At 52.2% G+C, this 24,224-nt stretch carries 20 protein-coding genes, 1 tRNA gene and 1 other RNA gene; 6 read left to right on the forward strand and 16 right to left on the reverse strand.

The window, feature by feature from the left end:
* Positions 1–14: 14 nt before the first annotated feature.
* The 5 genes from J1784_RS15120 to J1784_RS26645 form a co-directional block, all read right to left on the reverse strand.
* Entirely contained in the window at positions 15–455 is a 441-nt protein-coding gene (locus tag J1784_RS15120; RefSeq protein ID WP_217149922.1) for a DUF943 family protein, read from the reverse strand.
* A gap of 47 nt (positions 456–502) precedes the next feature.
* Positions 503–946, reverse strand: coding sequence for a DUF943 family protein (locus J1784_RS15125; RefSeq protein WP_217149923.1), 444 nt, complete (start codon positions 944–946; stop codon positions 503–505).
* A 122-nt stretch (positions 947–1,068) separates the two neighbouring features.
* Positions 1,069–1,509, reverse strand: coding sequence for a DUF943 family protein (locus J1784_RS15130; RefSeq protein ID WP_217149924.1), 441 nt, complete (start codon positions 1,507–1,509; stop codon positions 1,069–1,071).
* A complete protein-coding gene (locus J1784_RS15135; protein ID WP_274387330.1) occupies positions 1,506–2,255 on the reverse strand; it encodes a DUF3289 family protein in 750 nt (249 codons plus the stop codon). Before J1784_RS15135 ends, J1784_RS15130 begins: the two co-directional genes overlap by 4 nt.
* Positions 2,248–2,436, reverse strand: a complete 189-nt coding sequence (locus J1784_RS26645) for a DUF3289 family protein (RefSeq protein ID WP_338019909.1) — start codon at positions 2,434–2,436, stop codon at positions 2,248–2,250. The genes J1784_RS15135 and J1784_RS26645 overlap by 8 nt, the downstream gene beginning before the upstream one ends.
* A 284-nt stretch (positions 2,437–2,720) precedes the next feature.
* Between J1784_RS26645 and J1784_RS15145 the strand changes: the two genes are divergently transcribed.
* Together J1784_RS15145 and ompA are read left to right on the forward strand one after the other, a co-directional pair.
* The gene (locus J1784_RS15145; protein ID WP_217149926.1) at positions 2,721–3,350 is read left to right on the forward strand and encodes a helix-turn-helix domain-containing protein; all 630 of its coding nucleotides are present in this window, start codon (positions 2,721–2,723) and stop codon (positions 3,348–3,350) included.
* 155 nt (positions 3,351–3,505) lie between these two features.
* Positions 3,506–4,555 (forward strand): porin OmpA, encoded by a 1,050-nt coding sequence (ompA, locus tag J1784_RS15150; protein WP_217149927.1) that lies wholly within the window; start codon positions 3,506–3,508, stop codon positions 4,553–4,555.
* Between the two features lie 271 nt (positions 4,556–4,826).
* Here the strand turns inward: ompA and dppF are convergent, their stop codons facing one another.
* The 11 genes from dppF to J1784_RS15205 all read right to left on the reverse strand — a co-directional run bounded on the left by dppF (position 4,827) and on the right by J1784_RS15205 (position 16,241).
* Entirely contained in the window at positions 4,827–5,840 is a 1,014-nt protein-coding gene (dppF, locus tag J1784_RS15155) for a dipeptide ABC transporter ATP-binding subunit DppF (RefSeq protein WP_217149928.1), read from the reverse strand.
* Complete coding sequence (gene dppD / locus J1784_RS15160; protein ID WP_217150042.1) at positions 5,830–6,840, reverse strand: dipeptide ABC transporter ATP-binding protein; 1,011 nt, start codon at positions 6,838–6,840, stop codon at positions 5,830–5,832. The genes dppF and dppD overlap by 11 nt, the downstream gene beginning before the upstream one ends.
* A 25-nt stretch (positions 6,841–6,865) precedes the next feature.
* Entirely contained in the window at positions 6,866–7,780 is a 915-nt protein-coding gene (dppC, locus tag J1784_RS15165; RefSeq protein WP_217149929.1) for a dipeptide ABC transporter permease DppC, read from the reverse strand.
* Between the two features lie 10 nt (positions 7,781–7,790).
* The gene (gene dppB, locus J1784_RS15170; RefSeq protein ID WP_217149930.1) at positions 7,791–8,810 is read right to left on the reverse strand and encodes a dipeptide ABC transporter permease DppB; all 1,020 of its coding nucleotides are present in this window, start codon (positions 8,808–8,810) and stop codon (positions 7,791–7,793) included.
* Between the two features lie 200 nt (positions 8,811–9,010).
* Positions 9,011–10,618, reverse strand: coding sequence for a dipeptide ABC transporter periplasmic-binding protein DppA (dppA, locus tag J1784_RS15175; protein WP_217149931.1), 1,608 nt, complete (start codon positions 10,616–10,618; stop codon positions 9,011–9,013).
* Between the two features lie 831 nt (positions 10,619–11,449).
* Positions 11,450–11,579: non-coding RNA, RtT sRNA (locus J1784_RS15180), on the reverse strand.
* 33 nt (positions 11,580–11,612) lie between these two features.
* Positions 11,613–11,689, reverse strand: a tRNA-Pro gene (locus J1784_RS15185).
* A gap of 100 nt (positions 11,690–11,789) precedes the next feature.
* Positions 11,790–13,469 (reverse strand): kdo(2)-lipid A phosphoethanolamine 7''-transferase, encoded by a 1,680-nt coding sequence (eptB, locus tag J1784_RS15190; RefSeq protein ID WP_217149932.1) that lies wholly within the window; start codon positions 13,467–13,469, stop codon positions 11,790–11,792.
* A 240-nt stretch (positions 13,470–13,709) separates the two neighbouring features.
* Positions 13,710–14,132, reverse strand: coding sequence for an organic hydroperoxide resistance protein (locus J1784_RS15195; RefSeq protein ID WP_112291684.1), 423 nt, complete (start codon positions 14,130–14,132; stop codon positions 13,710–13,712).
* Positions 14,133–14,263: 131 nt separating this feature from the next.
* The gene (locus J1784_RS15200; protein ID WP_420803976.1) at positions 14,264–14,728 is read right to left on the reverse strand and encodes a MarR family winged helix-turn-helix transcriptional regulator; all 465 of its coding nucleotides are present in this window, start codon (positions 14,726–14,728) and stop codon (positions 14,264–14,266) included.
* Between the two features lie 67 nt (positions 14,729–14,795).
* Positions 14,796–16,241, reverse strand: a complete 1,446-nt coding sequence (locus J1784_RS15205) for an alpha/beta hydrolase (RefSeq protein ID WP_217149934.1) — start codon at positions 16,239–16,241, stop codon at positions 14,796–14,798.
* 283 nt (positions 16,242–16,524) lie between these two features.
* On the opposite strand from J1784_RS15205, the gene atzF reads away from it, so the two are divergent.
* The 4 genes from atzF to urtA all read left to right on the forward strand — a co-directional run bounded on the left by atzF (position 16,525) and on the right by urtA (position 24,104).
* On the forward strand, positions 16,525–18,375 hold the full coding sequence (atzF, locus tag J1784_RS15210) for an allophanate hydrolase (RefSeq protein WP_217149935.1): 1,851 nt from the start codon (positions 16,525–16,527) through the stop codon (positions 18,373–18,375).
* Positions 18,376–18,385: 10 nt separating this feature from the next.
* The gene (uca, locus tag J1784_RS15215) at positions 18,386–22,018 is read left to right on the forward strand and encodes an urea carboxylase (protein WP_217149936.1); all 3,633 of its coding nucleotides are present in this window, start codon (positions 18,386–18,388) and stop codon (positions 22,016–22,018) included.
* A gap of 26 nt (positions 22,019–22,044) precedes the next feature.
* A complete protein-coding gene (locus J1784_RS15220; RefSeq protein WP_217149937.1) occupies positions 22,045–22,767 on the forward strand; it encodes a GntR family transcriptional regulator in 723 nt (240 codons plus the stop codon).
* A 68-nt stretch (positions 22,768–22,835) separates the two neighbouring features.
* On the forward strand, positions 22,836–24,104 hold the full coding sequence (urtA, locus tag J1784_RS15225; RefSeq protein ID WP_217149938.1) for an urea ABC transporter substrate-binding protein: 1,269 nt from the start codon (positions 22,836–22,838) through the stop codon (positions 24,102–24,104).
* Positions 24,105–24,224: the final 120 nt, after the last annotated feature.

The raw sequence follows: 24,224 nt of genomic DNA on the forward strand, positions 1-24,224 counted from the left end.
TATTCATTTTGTGGCTACTTCACTATTTGGTCATTACCTATTAAATAAGAAATTTTATTATTTTCATCATGAATAATTGTCATTATATCATTATATTCAAGGCATCTTTCTTCTGACTTTACTTCATCAAAACAATAAAGTTTTCTGTTAGAAAAAGAAAACCAATTTGAATTATCTTGAGATACTTTCTTAAATCCATTTCCGCCATCTGTTACAGAAATGTAATAAACTCCATTTTCTTCAGGCTTCGGTAAACCATATTTCTTTTTAATAGCGCCTTCGTGAACTTCCCACCAGATTATTTTACCTTCCTGGGTCAAAGGAGGTTGTTTGACCACAATAACCATTGCGCCTACATCTTGATCTACATGTATAATTTCAGGGTTTCTGGTTATAAGTCGAAATATAAAAAGTGCAGCCAGCAGAACGCACACTGTAATGTTTTTTTTGCTCATCACTAACTGGCCAATCCATTTGATACAATGGCGTAAAAATATCCTTATCATTTTGTTATTGAATCCCCGCCGATATAGTAATTTGTTTTTTTATCCATTCCGTTTTGAATCATCATTAAATTATTTTTTTCAATGCATCTTTTTTCCGATTTAATTTCATCAAAACAAATCAGATCATTCCTCGATAGCGAATACCATGACGAAAAATCAGCTTCTGATACTTTTTTAAATCCCTCGCCGATATCTGCGATTGCTACAGAATAATAACCATACTCATCAACATCAGATATCTCACGTTTTTTCAGGAGACTATCCTTGTTGTTTTCCCACCAAATTATTTTACCGATCTGAGTTATAGGGAAATTTTTTACAACTATGTCAGTAACCCCTTCTGCATGGTGTACGAAAATTATTTCTGTTTTTCTAAAAAACAAGAAGTATGCTGATAAAGCAAAACATAGAACAGTGACTATCACTACTATTTTTCTCATGGTTTTCCACCTGACAGATAAATATCCGTTTCCATTTCAGTCACAAAAAGATATTTTTCATTTTCATAACTTACTCCTTAAAAAACCAACTGATAACCATTCCATTTTTTATAAAAATATTTTCATTTAGTAACGTAATCTCCCTTTATAAAATAGTCTGTTTTATTTTTCATTCCATTATGAATCTGCATAAGGAAGTTTTTCTCAATGCATCGATCCTCTGACTTGATCTCATTAAAACAATAGAGATCGGTATGTTCAAAACTAAACCAATATAAATTAGCTTCTGTAACCTTCTTAAAACCATCACTCCCATCTAATATAGAAACATAATAATTACCAGCAGCATCTACTCTTGGTAATTGATATTTAGCATTCATCATATCCTTATTATTTTCCCACCAGTAAATCTTACCCCACTGCGTAATGGGAAAGTTTCTAACTATGATGACGGTACTATCTTCATCTTCGTGAACATAGATAATTTCCGGTTCTCTTAAAACAAAAAAACAAGTTACTATAATGAGTATAAAGATTATGAAGATGCCGGATTTTTTATTCATCTAATGCCTCCTTTAATAGAAATATTTGCTTCCATCTCAGTCGTAAATGGTTTAAATCCCAATTTTTCCCAACGATGCAAAACAAACCAGATTCGGAAAAAACGTAACATTTTAAATTGAGGATTTGAAATATCTTTCTTATCCAACCCAAAATGATCCTGAACTTTATAATTAATAACTGCCTGATATTCATTTTTGACAATCGAGAGTGACGTCAATGTTATCTGAGTGGCATAAGTATCGTGTACGGTGATCCCCATACCATTAAAGTTATCTTTGAATCTTTTGAATTTTGGAAGGAAGCAGGACTGTAAATTTTTTCTAAGCAATACTTCTATATCTTGAGCGTGACGGTTATTTCCCCAATTTATGTCATTAAGCAGGGTCTTCTTTATAGTATTTAAACTGCTAATCTGGGAAAAATCATATCTAATCTGTCTCTCAAGTGCCATATTCAAAAGATAATCCCTGAATGGCAACCCGCTGTTCTTTTGCATATGGTTGATCATCTTCACGATCAGTCCGCTGTAAACACCATATAACGCGAAAGGCTTAGACAGTTCCCTCATTTCATCAAAAAGAATATCGCTGCATTGTTTCACTGAAAGCGTACTTTTTATTTCCGGATAAGGTTGAAGAAGACGTGACGCCTTTTTTGGAAAGTAATCAATGAGTAAAGAAGATGGCCGGTCGGGAAAATTAAAACCCGAAAAAGGAGAGGCTTTTATCTCTTCAATTTTAGTCAGGGTTTACTCTTGCTGAAACATCATTCAGATGAAAGACAGACCTGAGTTGCTGCTCCGTCATATCACCATACTGCAAATCATCTGAGGACCTCGCTCCTGCGGGTGTAGTATATATTCTGGCAGGCAATCTGATCTGTGGCATATCAATCCCTTTTGAATAAACTCCAACGGCTCCATTCATAAAGCGAATAGATAGAATTCGCCTATGTTAAAACAAAATAAATTCACGAAAATAATCCATCGTGTTATTTTGTGGTGGTCATTACCTTAGTGTTATTGTTTAAATAATTATTGATCTGGATTGCAAATTTTAATAATTAAATAATAAGTATACTTAAAAACAGTTAGCGCACTCCTCCCGGCAATGTGGAGAAAGTTATTATGATCCGTTACGATAAAAAGTAAGCTGGGTTTGTTTGGCTATAATAGCTAACATAATGCTGTCTTTCGAAACGAGAAGAAACTGTGAAAATAATCCCACCCGAACGCCCGGAAGCGTCAATTCAGCGCCTGATTTCTGCCCTTATGCCGGTAAGTACGCCGGTGAGCGTGGTGCCGCGCAAAAGATTGTCATGGTCGTATCAGGGCAATCCGCAGTTTTATTTGTTCCTGGAAGGCGAAGTTTCGGTTCTGCGCGCCACTGACGGACTGGTTATGGCCACCGCCTATGATCCGCTGCTGTTTGGCGTGGCTGAAGCGATGCAGGGGATTCATTGCCAGACATTACGCGTCGATACGCAGGCAATAATTCACCGCACCGATGCCGCGCAGGCGATGGCGATTTTCAGCAAAAAAAACCTCTGGCAGGATGTCGCAGCGGCGCTGTCCTACTTCAGCAGTTATCTTTTCTACCGTGATGCGCTGGTCGTGCAGCAACGTACCTACTCAGTCATCAGCAACCATTTACAGGAGATGATCCAGTTACCTCTTGAGACCCGTTTGCGCATCTCCATTCTTGAATATATTCAGGAGAGAACGCACTTATCCCGCAGCACTGTACTAAATATTATTCATGCCCTTAAACAAGGCGAATATATCTCGACAAGTCGTGGCGGATATTTACTGGAAATGAAACCTCTACCAGAAGAGTTTTAATAACTGTGCAGATATTAATAATTCTCATTCCCCCAAAGTTTAGATTTAAACGTATTATCCTTTCAAAACGCCGGATTTTTTAATTAGTATCCCCCCACACAGCATCATGCACATTAGATTCTGCCCTGCAGTGGCAGAAGAATCCGGGGAATAATATGAAAAAAACTCTTATCGCTTTAATCGTGGTAAATGTCTGCGCGGTTTCCAGCGTTTATGCCGCAGCTGACACCAATACCTGGTACGGCGGCGCAAAACTTGGCTGGTCTCATTACTTCGATGCCAGCGGCAAAGGTGATTTCAACGATAACGTCAGTCAGGCGACGGATTTTGACTTCGACAAAGATAATGTCAGCGGTGGCGTATTTGGTGGCTATCAGGTCACTTCCTGGCTTGCCGTAGAAGGAGGTTACGACTACCTCGGTAATATGAGCATTCATGGCAATCACGGCGTTTCCGGCACAACGATGGAAAGTCAGGGTCTGCAAATGTCGCTAAAAGCCAGCTACGGCCTGACCGACAGTTGGGATCTCTATGGTCGTGCCGGTGCGATGGCCTACCGCGCTGAAACCAAAAATGCCGGTCACAGCAATATGGAAACAGGCATACGTCCGCTGGCAGCCGTCGGTACAGAATATGCGTTTAACAAAAACTGGGCAGGCCGTCTGGAATATCAGTGGGTCAGCAACGTGGGCAATTCCAATCAGATTGGCGTGAGCAGTGATATAAGCTCCGTCTCCGCAGGTGTTGTGTATCGCTTTGGTCAGCATGACGAAACCCCGGTTGCCGTTCCTGTCGCTGTTGCAGCAGAGGCAGCACCAGAAGTGACTACCTTCAACATGAAATCTGACGTCCTGTTCGCTTACGATTCAGCGACGTTGACGGCTGAAGGTAACGCAGCCATTACTCAGCTGTATAACAGCCCGGAAATGCAGGCTGCCAAAAACAGCTCCACGATGGTTATCGGCTACAGCGATCGTCTGGGTTCTGATCAATACAATCAGCAGCTCTCTTCAAAACGTGCTCAGGTTGTTGCTGATGCACTGATTGCTCAGGGTCTGTCAGCTCAGAATGTCAGTTCAGAAGGCCGCGGCAGCAACGATTCCGTCACCGGTACCCAGTGCGATAATGGTATGCCTTCTGCGCAGCTGAAGGATTGCCTTGCGCCAGATCGCCGTGTCGTGATTGAAATCACCGGTCAGAAGTAAGTTCCAAATTTTCCCTCTGCCGGCTGCTAAGTGGCGAATTTATATCGTGCTCAGAAGCCCGCCATGCGGATAAACGAACCATTAATGTGGTAGCAGTAACCTCAATAACCGATCTTCCTTCACACCGAGATCGTAGAAATAGCATCCAATATTTCATTAAGTCCCTTTGCCCGATACTTGTTATCGGGCTTTTTTTTGGCATTTTTTCAGGCTACGCCCATAAAAAAACCCGCGAATTCGCGGGCTTTTTCATTTCTGCTGTTAAACCGGTTTACGCCACAGTCTGCGTTGTCCCGGTTTCATCCTGATCAACAGCAAAACAGGCAACGAGCTGGTCGCCGTACTGCTTCAGCTGCGGCTGGAACTGTTTGCAGGTGCCGAACGCACGGCGGCAGCGGGCGTTGAACGCGCAACCGGCTGGCGGATTCAGCGGGCTTGGCAGTTCACCGGTCAGCTTGATGCGTTCACGGCGATCGTCCGGATTCAGACGCGGCGTCGCGGACAGTAATGCCTGCGTGTACGGATGGCGCGGATTGCTGAAAATGGCGTCTTTCGAGCCCTTCTCCACGCAGCGGCCGAGATACATCACCATTACTTCGTCAGCGATATGCTCCACCACGGACAAATCGTGAGAGATGAAAACGTACGACAGCCCCAAATCCTGCTGCAAATCCATCATCAGGTTCAGTACCTGTGCACGCACGGAGACGTCGAGTGCCGACACCGGTTCATCGGCGATCACCACATCCGGATCCAGCATCAGACCGCGGGCGATAGCAATACGCTGACGCTGACCGCCGGAGAACATGTGCGGATAACGGTCGTAATGTTCGGTTTTCAGGCCGACTTTCGCCATCATCGCCAATGCTTTCTCGCGACGTTCTTCGCGGGTCAGTTGGGTGTTGATCAGCAAAGGTTCTTCAAGGATCTGGCCGACTTTCTTACGCGGGTTCAGTGATCCGTAAGGATTCTGGAACACGATTTGGATCTTCTGACGGCGCAACTTTTCAGCCGTCGCATCAGGTTTCAGCAAATCCTGCCCGCGATAATAAAGTTCACCGCCGGTCGGCACTTCAATCATGGTCAGCAGGCGACCCAGCGTGGATTTACCACAACCGGATTCCCCGACCACCGCCAGCGTTTTACCGCGTTCGAGCGTAAACGAAACGCCGTCGAGCGCTTTCACCGTGCGTTCCTGGCCGAAGAAGCCCTTCTTCACCGGGTAATGTTTTTTCAGGTCAATCGCGTGCAGCAGCGGCTGCGATTGGGTGTTATCAGGACTCATAAGTAGGTCTCCCGGCATCATCCAGCGGATAATGGCACTTCGACTGACGCCCGTTTGCGAGGTCACGCAGCGCAGGTTCTTCTTTACGGCAACGGTCAGTTGCATACGGGCAGCGCGGATTCAGCAGACAGCCGTTAGGACGGTCATATTTGCCCGGCACCACGCCCGGTAATGACTGCAAACGGGCTTTGTCAGTGGAGAATTCCGGCAGTGAGCGCAGCAGCGCCTGAGTATACGGATGACGCGGCGCACGGAAGATTTCCGTGGCTTTGGCCGATTCCACTACCTGACCGGCGTACATCACGATGATGTGATGCGCGGCTTCCGCCACCAGTGCCAGGTCATGGGTGATCAGCATCAGCGCCATGTTTTCTTTCTGTTGCAACTCAAGCAGCAGCTCGATGATCTGCGCCTGAATTGTCACGTCGAGCGCAGTGGTCGGCTCATCGGCAATCAGCAGTTTCGGACGACAGGCGATGGCCATCGCGATCATCACGCGCTGGCTCATCCCGCCGGAAAGCTGATGCGGATACACGTCGAGACGTGAAGCCGGATCAGGAATACCGACCAGATTCAGCAAGTCGATAGTGCGCTGACGACGGGTCTTTTTGTTGCCGCCCTGATGCACCTTGATGGCTTCCATAATCTGGAAACCGACGGTGTAGCACGGGTTGAGGCTGGTCATCGGATCCTGGAAAATCATCGCGACTTCGGCACCGACAATCTGACGGCGCTCTTTTTCGCTGATGCCCTGCAGGTTGCGGCCACCGAACTCAAGTTTTTCCGCCATCACTTTGCCGGGGAAGTCGATAAGCCCCATCAGCGCCAGTGAACTGACCGATTTACCGGAGCCGGACTCACCGACAATCCCGACCACTTCGCCCTGTTTCACGCTGTAACTGATACGGTCTACGGCGCGGAACGGCGTCCCTTCGTCACCGAAGTGAACGGAAAGTTTATCCACGGTCAGCAACGTTTTGCCGACCTGAACGTCATTCATTAATGTTGTTTCCATCTCCAACCCCTTACTGCTTAAGTTTAGGGTCGAGGGCATCACGCAGGCCATCACCCATCAGGTTAAATGCCAGCACCGTCAGCAGTATGATCACGCCAGGGAAGGTCACAACCCACCAGGCACTTTGAGCAAACTGTAAGACGTCTGACAGCATGGTGCCCCACTCCGGCGTTGGCGGCTGTGCGCCCATACCGAGGAAGCCCAACGCTGCCATATCGAGGATGGCGTTGGAGAAGCCGAGCGATGCCTGAACAATCAGCGGCGCTAAGCAGTTAGGTAAAATGTTGACGAACATCTGACGGGCAGAACCGGCACCGGCAACGCGCGAAGCGGTCACGTAGTCACGGTTCACTTCCACCAGCACCGCAGCGCGGGTTAAACGGACATAGTGCGGTAAGGCAACGAACGTCAGCGCCAGCGAGGCGTTGACTATTGACGGGCCGAAAATCGCCACCAGCACCAGCGCCAGCAACAGGCTTGGCAGCGCCAGCATGATATCAACCACACGCATGATGATGGCGTCCACCACACCGCCGTAGTAACCGGCAAACAGGCCGAAAACCACGCCGAGGATCAGCGAAAGTACAACGACCAGACAACCGACCAGCAGCGATAAACGCGCGCCGTACATCAGACGCGTCAGAATATCGCGGCCCACGTCGTCGGTGCCCAACAGGAATTTCCAGCTGCCGCCTTCCATCCAGACCGGCGGGCGCAGCAACGCGTCACGGAACTGTTCAGCAGGCAGATGAGGTGCAATCACGTTCGCGCCAATTGCAATGACCAGCATGATAATGATGTAAGCCAGGCCGACAACGGCCCCTTTGTTACGCTTGAAGTAATGCCAGAATTCGCGCATCGGCGGCATCGGCACTGGCGCAGCCGTCACTAACTCGTTAGCGACCGGCTCAGTGGTTTGAGACATTGTGCGCCCCTTATTTCTTGTGGCGAATACGCGGGTTGACCACGCCGTAGAGCACATCTACCAGCAGGTTAACCACGATGATCAGAGTAGCGACCAGCAACACCCCGCCCTGTACGACCGGATAGTCGCGGCGCTGGAGTGCGTCGATCAGCCACCGGCCGAGTCCCGGCCAGGAGAAGATAGTTTCCGTCAGGATAGCGCCACCGAGCAGCGTACCGACCTGCAAACCAATGATGGTTACCACCGGCAACAGTGCATTGCGCAATGCGTGGACGACGATGACCCGCATACGGCTGACGCCTTTGGCGCGCGCGGTACGGATATAGTCTTCACCCAGCACTTCCAGCATGGAAGAACGGGTCATACGCACAATCACCGCCAGCGGAATGGTGCCCAGAACGATAGCCGGTAAAATCATGTGCATCACGGCATCGACGAAATCACCCGGCTCGCCCCAGAACAGCGTGTCGATCAGCATAAAGCCGGTCAGCGGCAGGCTGTCATCCAGGAATACGGTATCGCTTATTCGCCCCGATACGGGCGTCAGATTAAGCTGTACCGAGACCAGCATCACCAGCATGATCCCCCACCAGAATATGGGCATCGAGTAGCCGGTCAGTGATATTCCCACGGCCGTGTGGTCGAATATCGAGCCCCGTTTTACCGCCGCCAGCACACCCACCGGAATACCGACAATGATCGCGAAAATCATCGCACAGATGCCCAGTTCCAGAGTGGCTTTAAAGCGCGGTACGAATTCCTGCCAGACAGGGGTGCGGCTTTTTAAGGAGGTGCCCAGGTCGCCATGCAGCACCCCGTTCACGTATTTGAAATATTGCTGGTAAAGAGGCTTGTCGAGCCCCATATCTGCCATCAGCTGGGCGTGACGTTCGGGGGAAACCCCGCGCTCGCCTGCCATGATGGTGACCGGGTCGCCTGGTATCATGTGTACGAAGGCAAAAGTCAGCAAAGTAATGCCGATAAACGTTGGGATAACTAACCCCAAACGTCGGAGTATGAACTGCAACATATCCCGTACTCTCTGTATAAAATGCCCGGAAAACCGTAGCTCGCCGGGCTTATTGTGGCTCACATTTCTTTCTTGAGAATCAAGGCGGTACTGAATGGCCCGCGAGCAAGGCGGAGGAGCACAGCAATCAAGACATACCTTCAGGTAGGCGAAGATTGCGAGCACCACACAACGCAGCTCCCGGGTTATTCAGTAGGCGATCACTCCATTGAGACGTTTTCGAAGTGGTGTTTGCCTAATGGATCAACGACATAACCTTTGACTTCTTTACGAACAGGTTCGTACACGGTGGAGTGAGCGATGATCAGCGCAGGTGCCTGGTCATGCATCACAACCTGAGCCTGCTGGTACAGCGCAGCACGTTTGGCGTGATCAGATTCAGCACGGGCTGGCTGGATCAAATCTTCAAACGGCTTGTAACACCAGCGGGAGTAGTTGGAACCGTCTTTAGCTGCAGCACAGCTGAACAGGGTCGCGAAGAAGTTATCCGGATCCCCATTGTCGCCGGTCCAGCCCATCATCACAGACTGGTGCTCACCGTTCTTGGCACGCTTGAGGTATTCGCCCCACTCGTAAGTCACGATGTTGGCTTTCACGCCAATTTTCGCCCAGTCAGCCTGGATCATCTCAGCCATACGACGTGCGTTCGGGTTGTACGGACGCTGTACCGGCATCGCCCACAGATCGATAGTGAAACCGTCCGGGTGACCTGCTTCTTTCAGCAGTTCTTTGGCTTTGGCTGGATCATACGGGTAATCCACCACGTCTTTGTTGTAGCCCCACATTGTTGGTGGGATCAGGTTTTTAGCTGGCTGGCCAGCACCCTGATAAACCGCATCGATGATGGCTTTTTTGTTCACAGCCATGGTCAGTGCCTGACGCACTTTCACTTCATCCAGTGGTTTTTTCTCAACGTTGAAGGACAGATAACCCACGTTCAGACCTGGTTGTTGCATCAGGTTGATGGATTTATCTTTTTTCATTGCTGCGATGTCAGCCGGGTTCGGGTACGGCATCACCTGGCATTCATTTTTCTGCAATTTCGCGTAACGCACGGAAGCGTCAGGCGTGATGGAGAAGACTAAACGGTCGATCTGCGGCTTGGTGCCCCAGTAGCCCGGGAATGCTTTGTAGAGGATGCGTGAATCTTTCTGGTATTGCACAAGCTGGAACGGACCGGTACCGATTGGATCCAGGTCAACTTTCTCAGGCGTTTTCGCTTTCAGCATGTTGTCAGCGTATTCCGCAGACAGGATTGAAGCGAAGTCCATCGCCAGGTCAGCCAGGAATGGAGACTCAGGGCGGTTCAGTACGAACTGCACGGTGTTGTCGTCCACTTTCACGATCTTGTTGATCAGATCGCCCATACCCATACCTTCGAAGTATTCGTAGCTGCCGCCAGAAACACCGTGGTAGGCGTTATTTTTGTCCAGCTGGCGCTCGAAGGAGAACACAACATCGTCGGCGTTGAAATCACGGGACGGTTTGAATTCCTTGTTGTCCTGCCATTTCACGCCTTTGCGCAGATGGAAGGTATAGGTTTTGCCATCGGCAGAGATGTCCCACTTTTCAGCCAGACCAGGCTGGATTTCAGTGGTTCCGATTTTGAATTCAACCAGACGGTTGTAGATAGGCACGGAGCTTGCGTCATACGTGGTGCCTGAGGTGAACAACTGAGGGTTAAAGCCTTCAGGTGAACCTTCAGAACAATACACTAACGTTTTTGCCTGGACACTGGCCGCAACGGTCAGCGCAATCAGGCCCATACTGAATTTCAGTAGCCCCGACTTACCTAAAGAGATTGTCATCGCTTCTGCTCCATCGATTAATGGTGATGTGGATGTGTGTGTTGTGTATACAGCTCACGTCACCCTTTATTTTTATTTGCGGGTGACTGTGTTTGCTCGTGTGCTGCAATAAGTCCAACCAGAGCATGGTGAACTGCCATTTTTTTCCTGCGATCTGTAAAGTATTCCTTACAAAAGCTTACCGGAAATAATCACTGGTCTTCCTTGGGGCTATCAATTTGGCAACTCCTATCCTTGACGTCAATATAACCATCAGGCATTTACACAGACTGTGAGTTACAACAAACAAACATAAAAAAACATTTCTTTAACAGAATCAGGATGAATGTTCAGTCTGAACATCAAATAACCACACAATCCACTTAGTAAAAGAATATTCCTGGGGGTTTTGCCCATATTATTTCCCTAAAAATTTCTGGCTAAATGATGAATATCTAAACGGTTATTTTTGAGATTGGGGTGGAAACCAGCTGAAAATGCTGAGAAGTGCAGCAAACGGTTGCGGCCATTCAGGGAACTTGTTTGCTACGGCACCGGCAAAAGACCCCAAAATAGCGCATATGCACACTGGTGGTGCAGGTGATTATCTGTGCGGGTTTTGGCTGTTTTCTCGCCAACAGGGATATGGCAGACGGACATTGCTTGAAACCAATATGTTAACCAAATTTTAAATTTTGGCGTAGTTATTGCTAGTATTTACGCGCTCATCCCTCGCCAGATTTGCACGCGGGTTCCTAAAAACGGTCATCGGCTCAAACCTCCTTCGGAGGTTCTCATCCTCATTTACTACAGACGAAAAAAAACCTGCTTTAAAAGCAGGTTTTTCAAATGTGGTCGGCGAGAGAGGATGACGCGCATCTTCGATGCTTGCCCTGCGGGTCGTTGCTAAAGCAACGTTGTCTCGCTTCGCGCGGCTCAAACCTCCTTCGGAGGTTCTCATCCTCATTTACTACAGACGAAAAAAAACCTGCTTTAAAAGCAGGTTTTTCAAATGTGGTCGGCGAGAGAGGATTCGAACCTCCGACCCACTGGTCCCAAACCAGTTGCGCTACCAAGCTGCGCTACTCGCCGAATGGGGCGCATCTTACTGCGACCCCCTCAGAGCGTCAACGGCTTTTTATAACATCCGAACTGACTGACCAGATTTTATCCGATACGCCGTCAAAACAACCTATAGCTTCTGTTCTGCCTGAGGTTTTGCACACCAGTTGTTGGCAGGATTGATACCGCCGTCAGGCGAGGTATAGCCCAGACAACCCAGAATTGAGTCGAACAATTCAACGTGACGTTTCTTCGCCCCCACCCGCTGTTGCGCCTGTAACTGCTCAAACGCCAGTTTGTGGTCCGGTTGCTCGAGGAAACTGTCAGATGCCCATACCATCATCGGCACACGGAATTGCTCCGGCGGTGCCATCTCACGTGGCGTACCGTGCAGATGCGAATTCTCATCAATCGATTCACCGTGGTCAGAGGCATAAAACACCAGCGCTTTCTTATCACGTAGCTGATCGATCACGTTATCGATGAAGGTATCGGTGTACAACACGCTGTTATCAAAGGCATTGATCAGTTCCGCTTTGGTACAGGTATTGCTCTTACATTCCGGCGTATAACGGGCATAACTGCGCGGATAACGTTGCGAATACAGATAATGAGAGCCTTTGGTATGCAGGATCACCAGATGCTTACCTTTAGGGTGCGTCCTCAGCGATTCCTGTAACTCATTGACCAGCAACATGTCATCGACCGGCTTCCCGTCGTTACGCTTTTCAGAAGCGATGATTTCGCGGAAAGAAAAGTTATTGGTATCCGCGTTGTTGTAGAACCATAGCTCGCTTTGCATGGCGAACAACTCTGAGGTGAAGCCCAAAGACTTCATCACAGCAAAAATGTTCTGCTCTTTCAGGGTGCGCTGCGGGTTATCCGCGGTACCGCCTTCGCGCACAAACATACAGCGCAGCGAGAGCTTGGTCGCGGTATCGCAGGACGTGCCACGGAACGCCACGAGATTCTTCTCTTTCGACAAACGCGGCGTGGTGTCGCGCTCATATCCCAGAATGCCTAAGTGATCCCAGCGGGTGGTTTCACCGATGATGAAAACGACGTAGGTATCGTCGATATCGGCGGGCGGCACATAAGTGAATTCCTTCGCCGGATCAAAATAATTGCCGGCATCCTGGCTCTCATTAACCTGCGTATAAGCATATAAACCCAGCGCAGCCAGCCAGTTTGATGGCAGATAAGAGTGCGCGACGACGCCGCCATAACTTGGCAAGTCGACGTTGGTTTTCTTCTCATTCACACTTTGCTCGTGGTCGAGATAACGCAGCGGCAGCCAGACCAGCAATGCTGTCGCCAGCAGAACAATCAATGGCAACGCACGTTGGCCGGGCGTTCTTATCTGTTCATTCAGTGTCAGGCTCAGGCTGTTTTTCCAGATAAGGAACAACGGAACCGCACTGACCAGCGCCATCCAGACAAACAAATGCCACCCGATAATTTCTTTACTGAGGTCGATATCCGTAGTCATGACAGAAACGACAATGCCGTAACCGATCACCACGTTGAACATCACCATGTAATAACTGGCGGCCACCGAAATCAGCACCAGTAACGTGGCGATTATGCGGAAGAACAGTTTTCCCCCCAGCGAAATTAAACGCAGGACGAAAAAGGTAAACAGGACGATGGCACACACTTCGGTGACAGCCTGAACCAGTTCAACAGAAGTGAAATGATTAACCAGAGCGGCAAAGCGGCGTTGAAACACGGAGACATTCAGGAAAATGCCAATGTAAATCGCTAACAATAAAGAGATATTTTGCTGCGATAGAGTCTTCACTCTATTCATGTAATGTGGTTTTCCGGAAGTTTTTTGAAAGATTCTGAATCATTGTGACATGTTTATGCCCGTCGAGTTCACGGAATATGCTGAGATTACGTTTATATACATACCCGCATGAACATCGGGAAAGAAGCGCTCTGCAAAGGAAATCAGGTGATCAGGGAGAGTATTTCAGGCATGAAAAAGGAGGCCGGAGCCTCCCTGATATTTCATTAAAACGCCCTGGTGAAGGCGGTATGACAAAAATTACTTAATATTCAAGGTTACATCGATGTTGCCACGGGTCGCATTGGAATACGGGCAAACCTGATGGGCTTTCGCTACCAGTGCTTCGGCTTCACTGCGCTCGAAGCCCGGCAGGGTGATATCAAGCTGAACCTCGATACCGTAACCGCCAGGAATTGCACCGATACCTACTGCACCTTCAATTTTCGCATCCGCAGGGATCTTAATCTTTTCCTGGGCTGCCACAGCTTTCAGTGCGCCGAGGAAACAAGCGGAATAGCCCGCTGCGAACAGCTGCTCAGGGTTGGTGCCGCCGCCCATACCGCCCATTTCTTTAGGAACACCCAGTTTGACGTCAAGAACGCCGTCGTCAGAAGTCGCACGACCATCACGGCCACCGGTAGCTGAGGCATGAGCACGATACACAACTTTTTCAATAGACATATTTCGTTCCTTAATCAGTGAGAGTTATAAAATACTAAACGATTTAATAGCACACTACTTATTTGATTCTATCAAACGAGTCTGTGATGCTCCTTCAGACTCGTCTGTTTAACACTCTTCAAAACCAAGTTTTACGCTTTATCCTGAAGTTTAGTCCGCAAGACTTCCAGCTGCTGCTTCAGCGCCACAATCTCGCCAACTTCACATTCGGTCGCACACAAAATGGCTTCGGGGATACCCTGCGCTTTTTCGCGTAACGCCCTGCCTTCTGCGGTCAGGGAAATAATCACCTGGCGCTCATCGGCTTTCGCCCGCTGACGCATCAGCAAACCGGCGGTTTCCAGACGCTTTAACAGCGGCGTTAAGGTGGCAGAATCGAGAAACAATTTTTCGCCGATTTCAGATACCGTCACTTCATCACGTTGCCAAAGCACCAACATCACCAGATATTGCGGATACGTCAGATCGAGTTGCCCGAGCAATTTTCGGTAAACCTTATGCAGCGCCAGGTTCGCAGAGTACAGCGCGAAACACATCTGTTGATCCAGATGCAGCATGCTGTTTTGTGTTGAATCGGTGTCTGTTGTCATGTTCATGTCGCCAATATATATAGTGCGCTATATTATCGCAAGCTATTTTTTATCTGAACGGAGCCGGTCCGGATCAGAACCCTTCAATTCGCTGCAACATATACGGATAGAAAGGGTTAGACGAAACGCGCATCAGCTGATCCATACTGACCACCAGCGCACCGCTTTCACCCCGCGCGGCCAGTGTACCAAGCCGGAGCCCAAATTGCGCCGGACCCTGCGGATTGCGCCCGTACAGTGAATCGTCTGTCGGAAAAGGCAACGCGACATGCGAAAGCGAATAAAACTCAGAGGGATAATTCAGCCCGAGCGGCATAACGGAAGTGCTGTTCTGCCCCGCCAGCGTGGTTTTCGCTACTGTGGCCGCGTCATCCGGCGAAGCATTGGTAATCACCGTCGTCTGATAGGCACGGGCAGGTGCAGGCAACAGGCGTTCCACGGCGGTATCCGATGAAGGGCGCAGCAGCGGGCCGACGTAGGCACTGCGATTAATATCAAACAGAACCAGCTGGCTGCCATTGGCGGGAAGCTGATTAAACAACGCCGTCACCACCGCGCGGGCACTGACCGTAGAATCGACCACCGACTGAAAAGCCAGCACGGGCGGCAACTGTGCCAACTTGCCGTTCTGCGCATCTTTACTGATCTGCTGCTGCAAAACATGGGTTAGCAGATAGGACTGACGCGCCGCTTTCACCGGAAATGAATTGTATTTGAAAGGATTAAATTCCGGCATCAGATTCAGCCAGGCAGTTTTGGCAAAGGCCGGAAAAATTGCCGGCCAGCCCGCATATCCGGCAAAGCGGGCAAAGCTCGTCACGCCAATCATCGGGGAAATCAACACCACACGGGCTGGTCGCGCCAGCGCCGGATCATCGAGCGAATCCAGCGTGTATTTCATCGCCAGCGCGCCGCCGTTGGAGAAACCTACTAGTTGCAAAGGCACATCCGCGCCGGCTACACGCCGCGCCTCACGAATTGCCAGCCTGGTCGCCGCCATCCATTGCTCCCAGTCCACGCTGGTCAGCCCGCCCGGCACCGTGCCGTGTCCCGGCAGGCGGATACCGACTGCGACAAATCCACGACGGCGATAATCCTGCGCAATATGCCGCAGGCTGTAAGGCGAATCGGTCAGACCGTGCAACAGCACCACCGCGCCCACCGGTTTTCCATCCGGCATCAGCTCATAAGACCGGTTCCAGTCTTGCGCAAAATGTTCAGGATAAATCGGGCTGCGATCGTAATAACGGTTCAGCGGGATACGGTCTTCTCTGTCGAGTTTGTCCGTCACTTCCTGCTTTACCTCAACAAAAGCCCGCTGCTCGGCGCGCAGATAGGCGGGCCAGTCGCTGTTATCCAGTTGCTCGGTACTCAGCTCGTCCGGCACCAGTTTGTGCCACGGCTCAAGCGGCGGCCCCTGCAAGGCGTCATAAGTCCGCACACCCAAAAGAGTAATAATCACCAGAATCAGCGCCAGTAACAGTTTTTTCAGGCGTTCATAAAGACGACGAAGTTGCATCAGGTCGGAGATTCCTAAAGAAAGTTTGGCGCAAAGATTGAGTTAAAAAATATGCCGCTTCTGAGCAATAAGAGAAACACCATAATGTTATCAGGATTGGTGAGGACGGCGCGAAGCGCAAATTTTCGCCCCATTTTTGTTCAGTTGCATTCCCTCTGTGGTGCAACAAATATACAACACGGTCATGCAACAAAACATAAACCCAACAAAATCAATGAATAATAATCTGGCACAGGCTTTGCTTAGATGAATTCAATCTTGTATACCAGATGGGATTCTAAAAATGCCTTCAGCTTCAGACACCGTCGTATCACCCTTTCGCGGTTTTACCTTGCGGGAATGGCAGCAGCATTACCGCAGCGCGCCGGACAGCCTGCGCACCACACTCTCCCTGGTTCTGGGAAGTTTGAGTCAAACCGATAATGCCTGGATTTATCTCGCCACGGCAGAGCAGCTTGAAGCACAAATCATCCGTCTGGAAACCCTGCGTGATCAGGCCGAAGGTTCGCTGAGCGCCCTGCCACTGTTTGGCGTACCGTTCGCCGTCAAAGACAATATGGATATCGCAGGCTGGCCGACGACGGCGGCGTGCCCGGCCTTTGCCTATACCGCAGAAGCCGACGCCACCGTGATTGCCAACCTGAAAGCCAGAGGCGCGGTTGTCGTCGGTAAAACCAATCTTGATCAGTTCGCCACCGGACTGGTCGGCACCCGCTCCCCTTACGGCGCGGTGCGCAATACGTTTAATCCTGATTACGTCAGCGGCGGCTCCAGTTCTGGCTCGGCCTCCGTTCTGGCTCGCGGTCTGGTGGCGTTTTCATTGGGTACCGACACCGCCGGCTCCGGTCGCGTGCCGGCTGGTTTTAATAATGTCGTCGGACTGAAACCGACCAAAGGCTGGCTATCGAATACCGGTGTGGTGCCGGCCTGTCGCCTCAATGATGCCGTTTCCATTTTTGCGCTCACCGTGGGCGATGCCCAGACCGTTGCCCATGCCGCTGGCGGATATGACGCCGCCGATGCCTATTCACGTAAAAACCCGCATACCTCGCCGGTGGCCTTTCAGGCACAGCCGCGCATCGCCATTCCTGACCGTGTGGAATTTTTTGGTGATGATTTGGCACAGGCGGCTTTCAGTGAGGCACTCGATCGCCTGCAACACAATGGCGTTACCCTGGAAACGATTGACTTCACGCCGTTCCGCGAGCTGGCGGAGCAGTTGTATTACGGCGCATGGGTGGCTGAGCGCACTGTGGCCGTCGGCGAAATTTTCGAAGAAAGCCCGGTGGTGATGGACCCGGTGGTGCGCGCAATTGTCGCCAACGGCCTGAACTACACCGCGTGCGACGCCTGGCGCGCCGAATATTTACGCGCTGAGCTTTCACGCAAAATCAATCTGGCGCTGGAAGGATTTGATGCGCTGGTGGTGCCGACCTCGCCGACCATCCGCACGCAGGAAGAGATGGTGCAGGAGCCGGTGCTCTACAACTCGCAGTTCGGCATTTACACCAACTTCACCAATCTGGCGGATTTGTCCGCGCTGGCGCTGCCTTCAAGTCTGCGCGCCGACGGCCTGCCTGCCGGTATCACGCTGATCGCCCCTGCCTGGCACGACGATGCGCTGGCGAACTTTGGCCGTCAGTGGCAGCGAAGCCTGAGCCTGCCGCTGGGTGCAACCAGGCTGGCGATGAAGCCCGAAGAATTCATGACTTCCGCGCCAGCCAGCGCTGCCAGCGTGCGCGTCGCCGTGGTGGGTGCTCATCTGACCGGTATGCCACTCAATTTCCAGCTCACCAGCCGGAACGCGGTGCGCGTCGAGCAAACCACTACCGCCGCGACCTACAAACTTTACGCCCTCGCCAACACCAAACCGCCAAAACCCGGGCTGGTGCGGGCTGAAAGCGGCAGCGCAATTATCGTCGAATTGTGGGATATCCCGCTGGCGCGCTTCGGGGAGTTTGTTGCTGAAATCCCCGCGCCACTTGGTATCGGATCGCTCGAACTGGCCGATGGTCGCATCGTAAAAGGCTTTATCTGCGAGCCTTGGGCGATCCCGGAAGCCACGGATATCACGGCATTTGGCGGCTGGAGAAGTTACATCCAGAGCCTGAATTCTTCACCGGTAAAAAGCTGAGGGCGTGCACATGTTTAACACCGTTTTGATTGCTAACCGTGGCGAAATCGCCTGCCGCGCCATCCGCACGCTGAAACGTCTGGGCGTCACTAGTGTGGCTGTTTATTCCGACGCTGACCGCAACGCACCACACGTCACACAGGCCGATATCGCTATCGCACTGGGCGGCGAAAAGGCCAGTGACAGCTACCTGATGATCGACAAAATTCTGGCCGCCGCGAAAGAAACCGGCGCACAGGCAATTTATCCGGGATACGGCTTTTTATCCGAAAGCGCAGAATTCGCCGACGCCTGCGAAGCAGCGGGAATTGCGTTTATCGGCCCCACCGCCGGACAAATCCGTGAGTTTGGCCTCAAACACCGCGCCCGCGAATTAGCCGGAGCCGCGAATGTGCCGATGACGCCGGGCACCGGTTTGCTCGCAAGCATTGAAGATGCCGTGAAAGCAGCCGCAGACATCGGTTACCCGATCATGCTGAAAAGCACCGCTGGCGGCGGTGGCATTGGCCTGACACGCTGTGACGATGAAGAGGCATTGCACGCCGCATGGGACAGCGTGAAGCGTCTCGGCGAGCAGTTTTTCCGCGATGCCGGGGTGTTTCTGGAACGCTTTGTCGATCGCGCCCGTCACGTCGAAGTGCAAATTTTTGGCGACGGTAAAGGCCGCGTGGTAGCGCTCGGTGAACGCGACTGTTCGTTGCAGCGTCGTAATCAGAAAGTGGTGGAAGAAACGCCTGCGCCGAATCTGCCGCAGGCCAGCCGCGAAGCATTACACCGCGCCGCCGTGCAGCTGGGTGAATCGGTGAATTACCGCAGCGCCGGAACCGTCGAATTTATCTATGACGCCGCGCGCGACGAATTTTATTTCCTCGAAGTAAATACCCGTTTGCAGGTCGAGCATCCGGTCACCGAAATGGTCACTGGTCTGGATCTCATCGACTGCATGCTGAAAGTCGCCGCAGACGAACCTCTCGACTGGCGAGCGATGGAAAAAGCCCCGCAGGGTGCGTCGATGGAAGTGCGCATTTACGCCGAAGATCCGCTGAAGAATTTCCAGCCGAGCCCCGGCGTTCTGACCGAAGTGTTTTTCCCCGAAGACGTGCGCGTTGACGGCTGGGTGTCTACCGGCAGCGAAGTGTCAGCGTTTTACGACCCGATGATCGCTAAACTGATTGTTCATGGCACTGACCGTCAGGACGCGCTGGCAAAAATGTCGGCCGCGCTTGCCGCTACACGTCTGCACGGCATCGCCACCAACATTGATTATCTGCGCCAGGTAGTCGGCACGCCGGTTTTCCGCGACGCCCAAATGTGGACACGCATGCTCGACAGTTTTGCTTACGCGCCAAACGCCATCGAAGTCATTGCGCCCGGCACGTACAGCAGCGTACAGGATTATCCGGGCCGTCTCGGTTACTGGGATATCGGCGTGCCGCCGTCCGGTCCGATGGATGATTTTGCCTTCCGTCTCGCTAACCGCATTGTCGGTAATCATCTTGATGCTGCGGGTCTGGAATTCACGTTACAGGGGCCGGTGCTGCGTTTTCATTGCGACGCCATTATCGCGCTGACCGGCGCACGCTGTCCTGCCACGCTCGATGGCGAACCGGTTTCTTACTGGCAGCCGGTGGATGTAAAAGCCGGTCAGACGCTGACACTGGGACGCGCGACGCAGGGCTGCCGCACCTATCTCGCGGTGCGTAATGGTTTCGACGTGCCGGTCTATCTCGGCAGCCGCTCGACCTTTGCGCTCGGGCAGTTTGGCGGGCACGCAGGCCGCACGCTGCGCGTCGCCGATATGCTGACCGTTTCGCAGCCGGAACTCGCCGCCTGCACCACGCCTGCGCCGGTCGGTCTGCCGCAGGCAGCAGCGGAAAATATCGTGCCGCCTTACGGTGATATCTGGAATATCGGCGTGCTTTACGGGCCGCACGGCGCACCGGATTTCTTCACCAGAGAATCCATCGACACTTTCTTCGAATCCGAATGGCAGGTGCATTACAACTCCAACCGTCTCGGCGTGCGTCTGGTCGGCCCGAAACCACAATGGGCGCGGCAGGACGGCGGCGAAGCCGGTCTGCATCCGTCGAACGTGCATGACTGTGAATACGCCATTGGCGCCATCAACTTTACCGGCGATTTCCCGGTGATCCTGACCCGCGACGGGCCAAGCCTCGGCGGTTTCGTCTGCCCGGTCACTATCGCGAAAGCCGAATTGTGGAAAGTCGGACAGGTGAAACCGGGCGATAAAATCCGTTTCCATCCAATCAGTTTTGAACAGGCGCAGGCGCTGGAACTGGCGCAGCAGGGCACGCTCGATTCGCTGATGCCGATCAACGCAATGGCATTGCCGGTGCCGTCGCTGCTGCCCGATACCACCGCCTCCGCCACAGTTCTCGCGGCACTTCCGGCCACGGCAGATCGTCCATCGGTGGAATACCGGCAAGCCGGCGACAGCTACGTGCTGATTGAGTACGGCGATAACGTGCTGGATCTGGCAGTGCGGATGCGTATTTACCTGCTGATGAACGCCATCAAAGCCGCCGGTCAGCAGGGCATTGAAGAACTTTCTCCGGGCGTGCGTTCGCTGCAAATCCGCTACGACAGCCGCGTGCTGCATCAGACGGCGCTGCTCCAGCATTTACTGACGCTGGAACACAACCTGACCGATGTCAGTCAGCTCAAAATCCCTACCCGCATCGTGCATATGCCGATGGCTTTTGAAGATTCCGCCACGCTCGGCGCGGTCGAGCGTTATCAGCAAACCGTGCGCGCCGACGCGCCGTGGCTGCCGAATAACGTCGACTTCATCCAGCGCACCAACGGACTGGCGAGCCGCGATGAAGTGAAAAACATCATTTTCGATGCCAGCTATCTGATCCTCGGACTCGGCGACGTGTATCTCGGCGCGCCGTGCGCGGTGCCGGTCGATCCGCGCCATCGCCTGCTCAGCTCCAAATACAACCCGGCGCGTACGTTTACCGCCGAAGGTACGGTCGGCATCGGCGGCATGTACATGTGCATCTACGGCATGGACTCACCGGGTGGCTACCAGCTGGTTGGCCGTACGCTGCCGATCTGGAACAAGTTCCTGAAAAACGAGCAGTTCAAAAACGGCGAGCCGTGGCTGCTGCACTTCTTCGATCAGGTGCGCTTCTACGAGGTCACCGAAGCCGAACTGGACATTCAGCGCGAAGCGTTCCGTGAAGGCCGCGCGCAAGTTCGTATCGAAGAGACCGAATTCGATTTTGCGCAATATACGCAATTTCTTGCCGACAACGCCGCCGATATTGCTGATTTTCGCGAGAAACAGGCTGAAGCCTTTACCCGCGAAGTGGCGCACTGGCACGAAGCCGAAAGTGCAGCAGTGGAAGCCGCCGCCAATGCCGTGCAGTTAGTAGAAGACGATGCGGGTCAGGACGGTCATTTAGTCAGCGCCGATCTGAACGGTAACGTCTGGAAAATCCTGGTGGAGCCGGGTCAGCAGGTCGAAGAAGGCCAGCCGCTGATCGTCGTCGAAGCCATGAAAATGGAACTCTCGGTAAACGCGCCGTGCGCCGGCACCGTACTGAAAATCAGTTGCCAGCAGGGCCGCCCGGTCGGGCCGGGTGATGCCTTGCTGTGGCTGGACGCAGCCGTTTAACGCTATCGACAAAAAGGGAATATTCCATGCAACTGACGGGCCCGAAATCTTCACGCAGTAAAAGCCGTCCTGAAGGACTGGCGGAACGTATTTATCAGCAACTGAAAGACGACATTTTCAGTTTCCGCCTGCTGCCGGGTGACCGGTTCAGCGAAAACGACATCGCCGATCGCATGGACGTCAGCCGCACGCCGGTGCGGCAGGCGCTGTTCTGGCTGGAACACGAAGGCTACGTCGAAGTGTTTTTCCGCAGCGGCTGGCAGGTTCGCCCGTTCGATTTCGACTTTTTTGAGCAGCTTTACGATCTGCGCATTGTGCTGGAACTGGAAGCGGTGAAACGTCTGTGCGCTCTTCCGTCGTCCTTGCAGCCTTTGCAACTGGCCGAGCTGAAAACGTTCTGGGTCGATCAGCCGCAGCTGGCAGACGGCCAGCTGGTTTCGCGCTATGACGAAGAGTTTCACATGACACTGGTGGCGGCGGCGGGTAACGCCGAAATGGCGCGCATCCACCGTGAGCTGACGGAGAAAATCCGCATCATCCGCCGGCTGGATTTCACCAAAGGTGAGCGTGTGAACGCCACTTACCAAGAACACGCGAGCATTTTGCTCGCCATCATTCATCAACACACTGAGGAGGCACAGCGCCAGCTACACGATCACATTGCCGTCAGTAAAGCCGAGGTGCGCAAAATTACTCTGCATATGCTGCACCGGGCGCGGGCGGAGAGTGACGAGGGCAACCCGTCATGACTTTTTTAAATGTTTTTTCGACTTCCTACATAACAGCGTTCTCTTAACTTTTTCCAGAGGGTACATCTATGCAACGTCGACGTTTTATTAAAGCCTTTGCTCTTTCCGCTACCGTAGTCAGCATGGGCTTAGCCTGGAGCGCGCAGGCTGCCGACACCATCAAAGTCGGTATCATGCATTCGCTTTCCGGCACCATGGCCATTTCAGAAACCCCGCTGAAAGATGTGGCGCTGATGACCATTGACGACATCAACGCCAAAGGCGGTGTGCTTGGCAAAAAACTGGAACCGGTGGTGGTCGATCCGGCGTCTAACTGGCCATTGTTCGCTGAAAAAGCCCGCCAGTTGCTGACGCAGGATAAAGTCGCGGTGGTGTTCGGCTGCTGGACGTCGGTGTCGCGCAAATCGGTGCTGCCGGTGTTTGAAGAGCTGAACGGTCTGCTGTTCTACCCGGTGCAGTACGAAGGCGAAGAGATGTCGCCAAACGTGTTCTACACCGGCGCCGCGCCTAACCAGCAGGCTATTCCGGCGGTGGAATATCTGATGAGCGAAGACGGCGGCGCCGCCAAACGCTTCTTCCTGCTCGGCACGGACTACGTGTATCCGCGCACCACCAACAAAATCCTGCGCGCCTTCCTGCATTCCAAAGGCGTGAAAGACAGCGACATCGAAGAAGTCTATACGCCGTTCGGTTACAGCGATTATCAGACCATCGTGTCCAACATTAAGAAATTCTCCGCAGGGGGCAAAACCGCGGTGATCTCCACCATCAACGGCGATTCCAACGTGCCGTTTTACAAAGAGCTGGCAAATCAGGGCGTGAAAGCGACCGACGTACCGGTGGTGGCATTCTCCGTCGGCGAAGAAGAACTGCGCGGCATCGACACCAAACCACTGGTGGGTGATCTGGCCGCGTGGAACTACTTCCAGTCTGTTGATAACCCGACCAACAAGAAATTCGTCGCCGAATGGAAGGCCTACGCCAAAGCTCACAAACTGCCAAACGCCGATTCCGCTGTTACCAACGACCCGATGGAAGCGACCTATGTCGGCATCCATATGTGGGCGCAGGCGGTGGAAAAAGCCGGGACGACGGACGTGGATAAAGTCCGTGCCGCGATGGCCGGACAGACCTTCGCTGCACCTTCCGGTTTCATGCTGACCATGGATAAGACCAACCATCACCTGCACAAACCGGTGATGATCGGCGAAATCGAATCCAACGGTCAGTTCAACGTGGTCTGGCAGACCGACAAACCGATCCGCGCCCAGCCGTGGAGCCCGTATATCGCGGGTAACGATAAAAAGCCAGATACCCCGGTGAAAACGACTAACTGATCACTCATGAGTCGCCATTAATACCCCACCCCAACCCTCCCCTTCGCAGGGGAGGGAGCAAATCGGCGCCTTTCACTCCTTCCCCTGCGAAGGGGGAGGCCGGGAGGGGGTTTAGCAACG

Origin of the sequence: Rahnella ecdela, from assembly GCF_019049625.1 — a bacterium.
In the GTDB taxonomy this organism is placed as follows: domain Bacteria; phylum Pseudomonadota; class Gammaproteobacteria; order Enterobacterales; family Enterobacteriaceae; genus Rahnella; species Rahnella ecdela.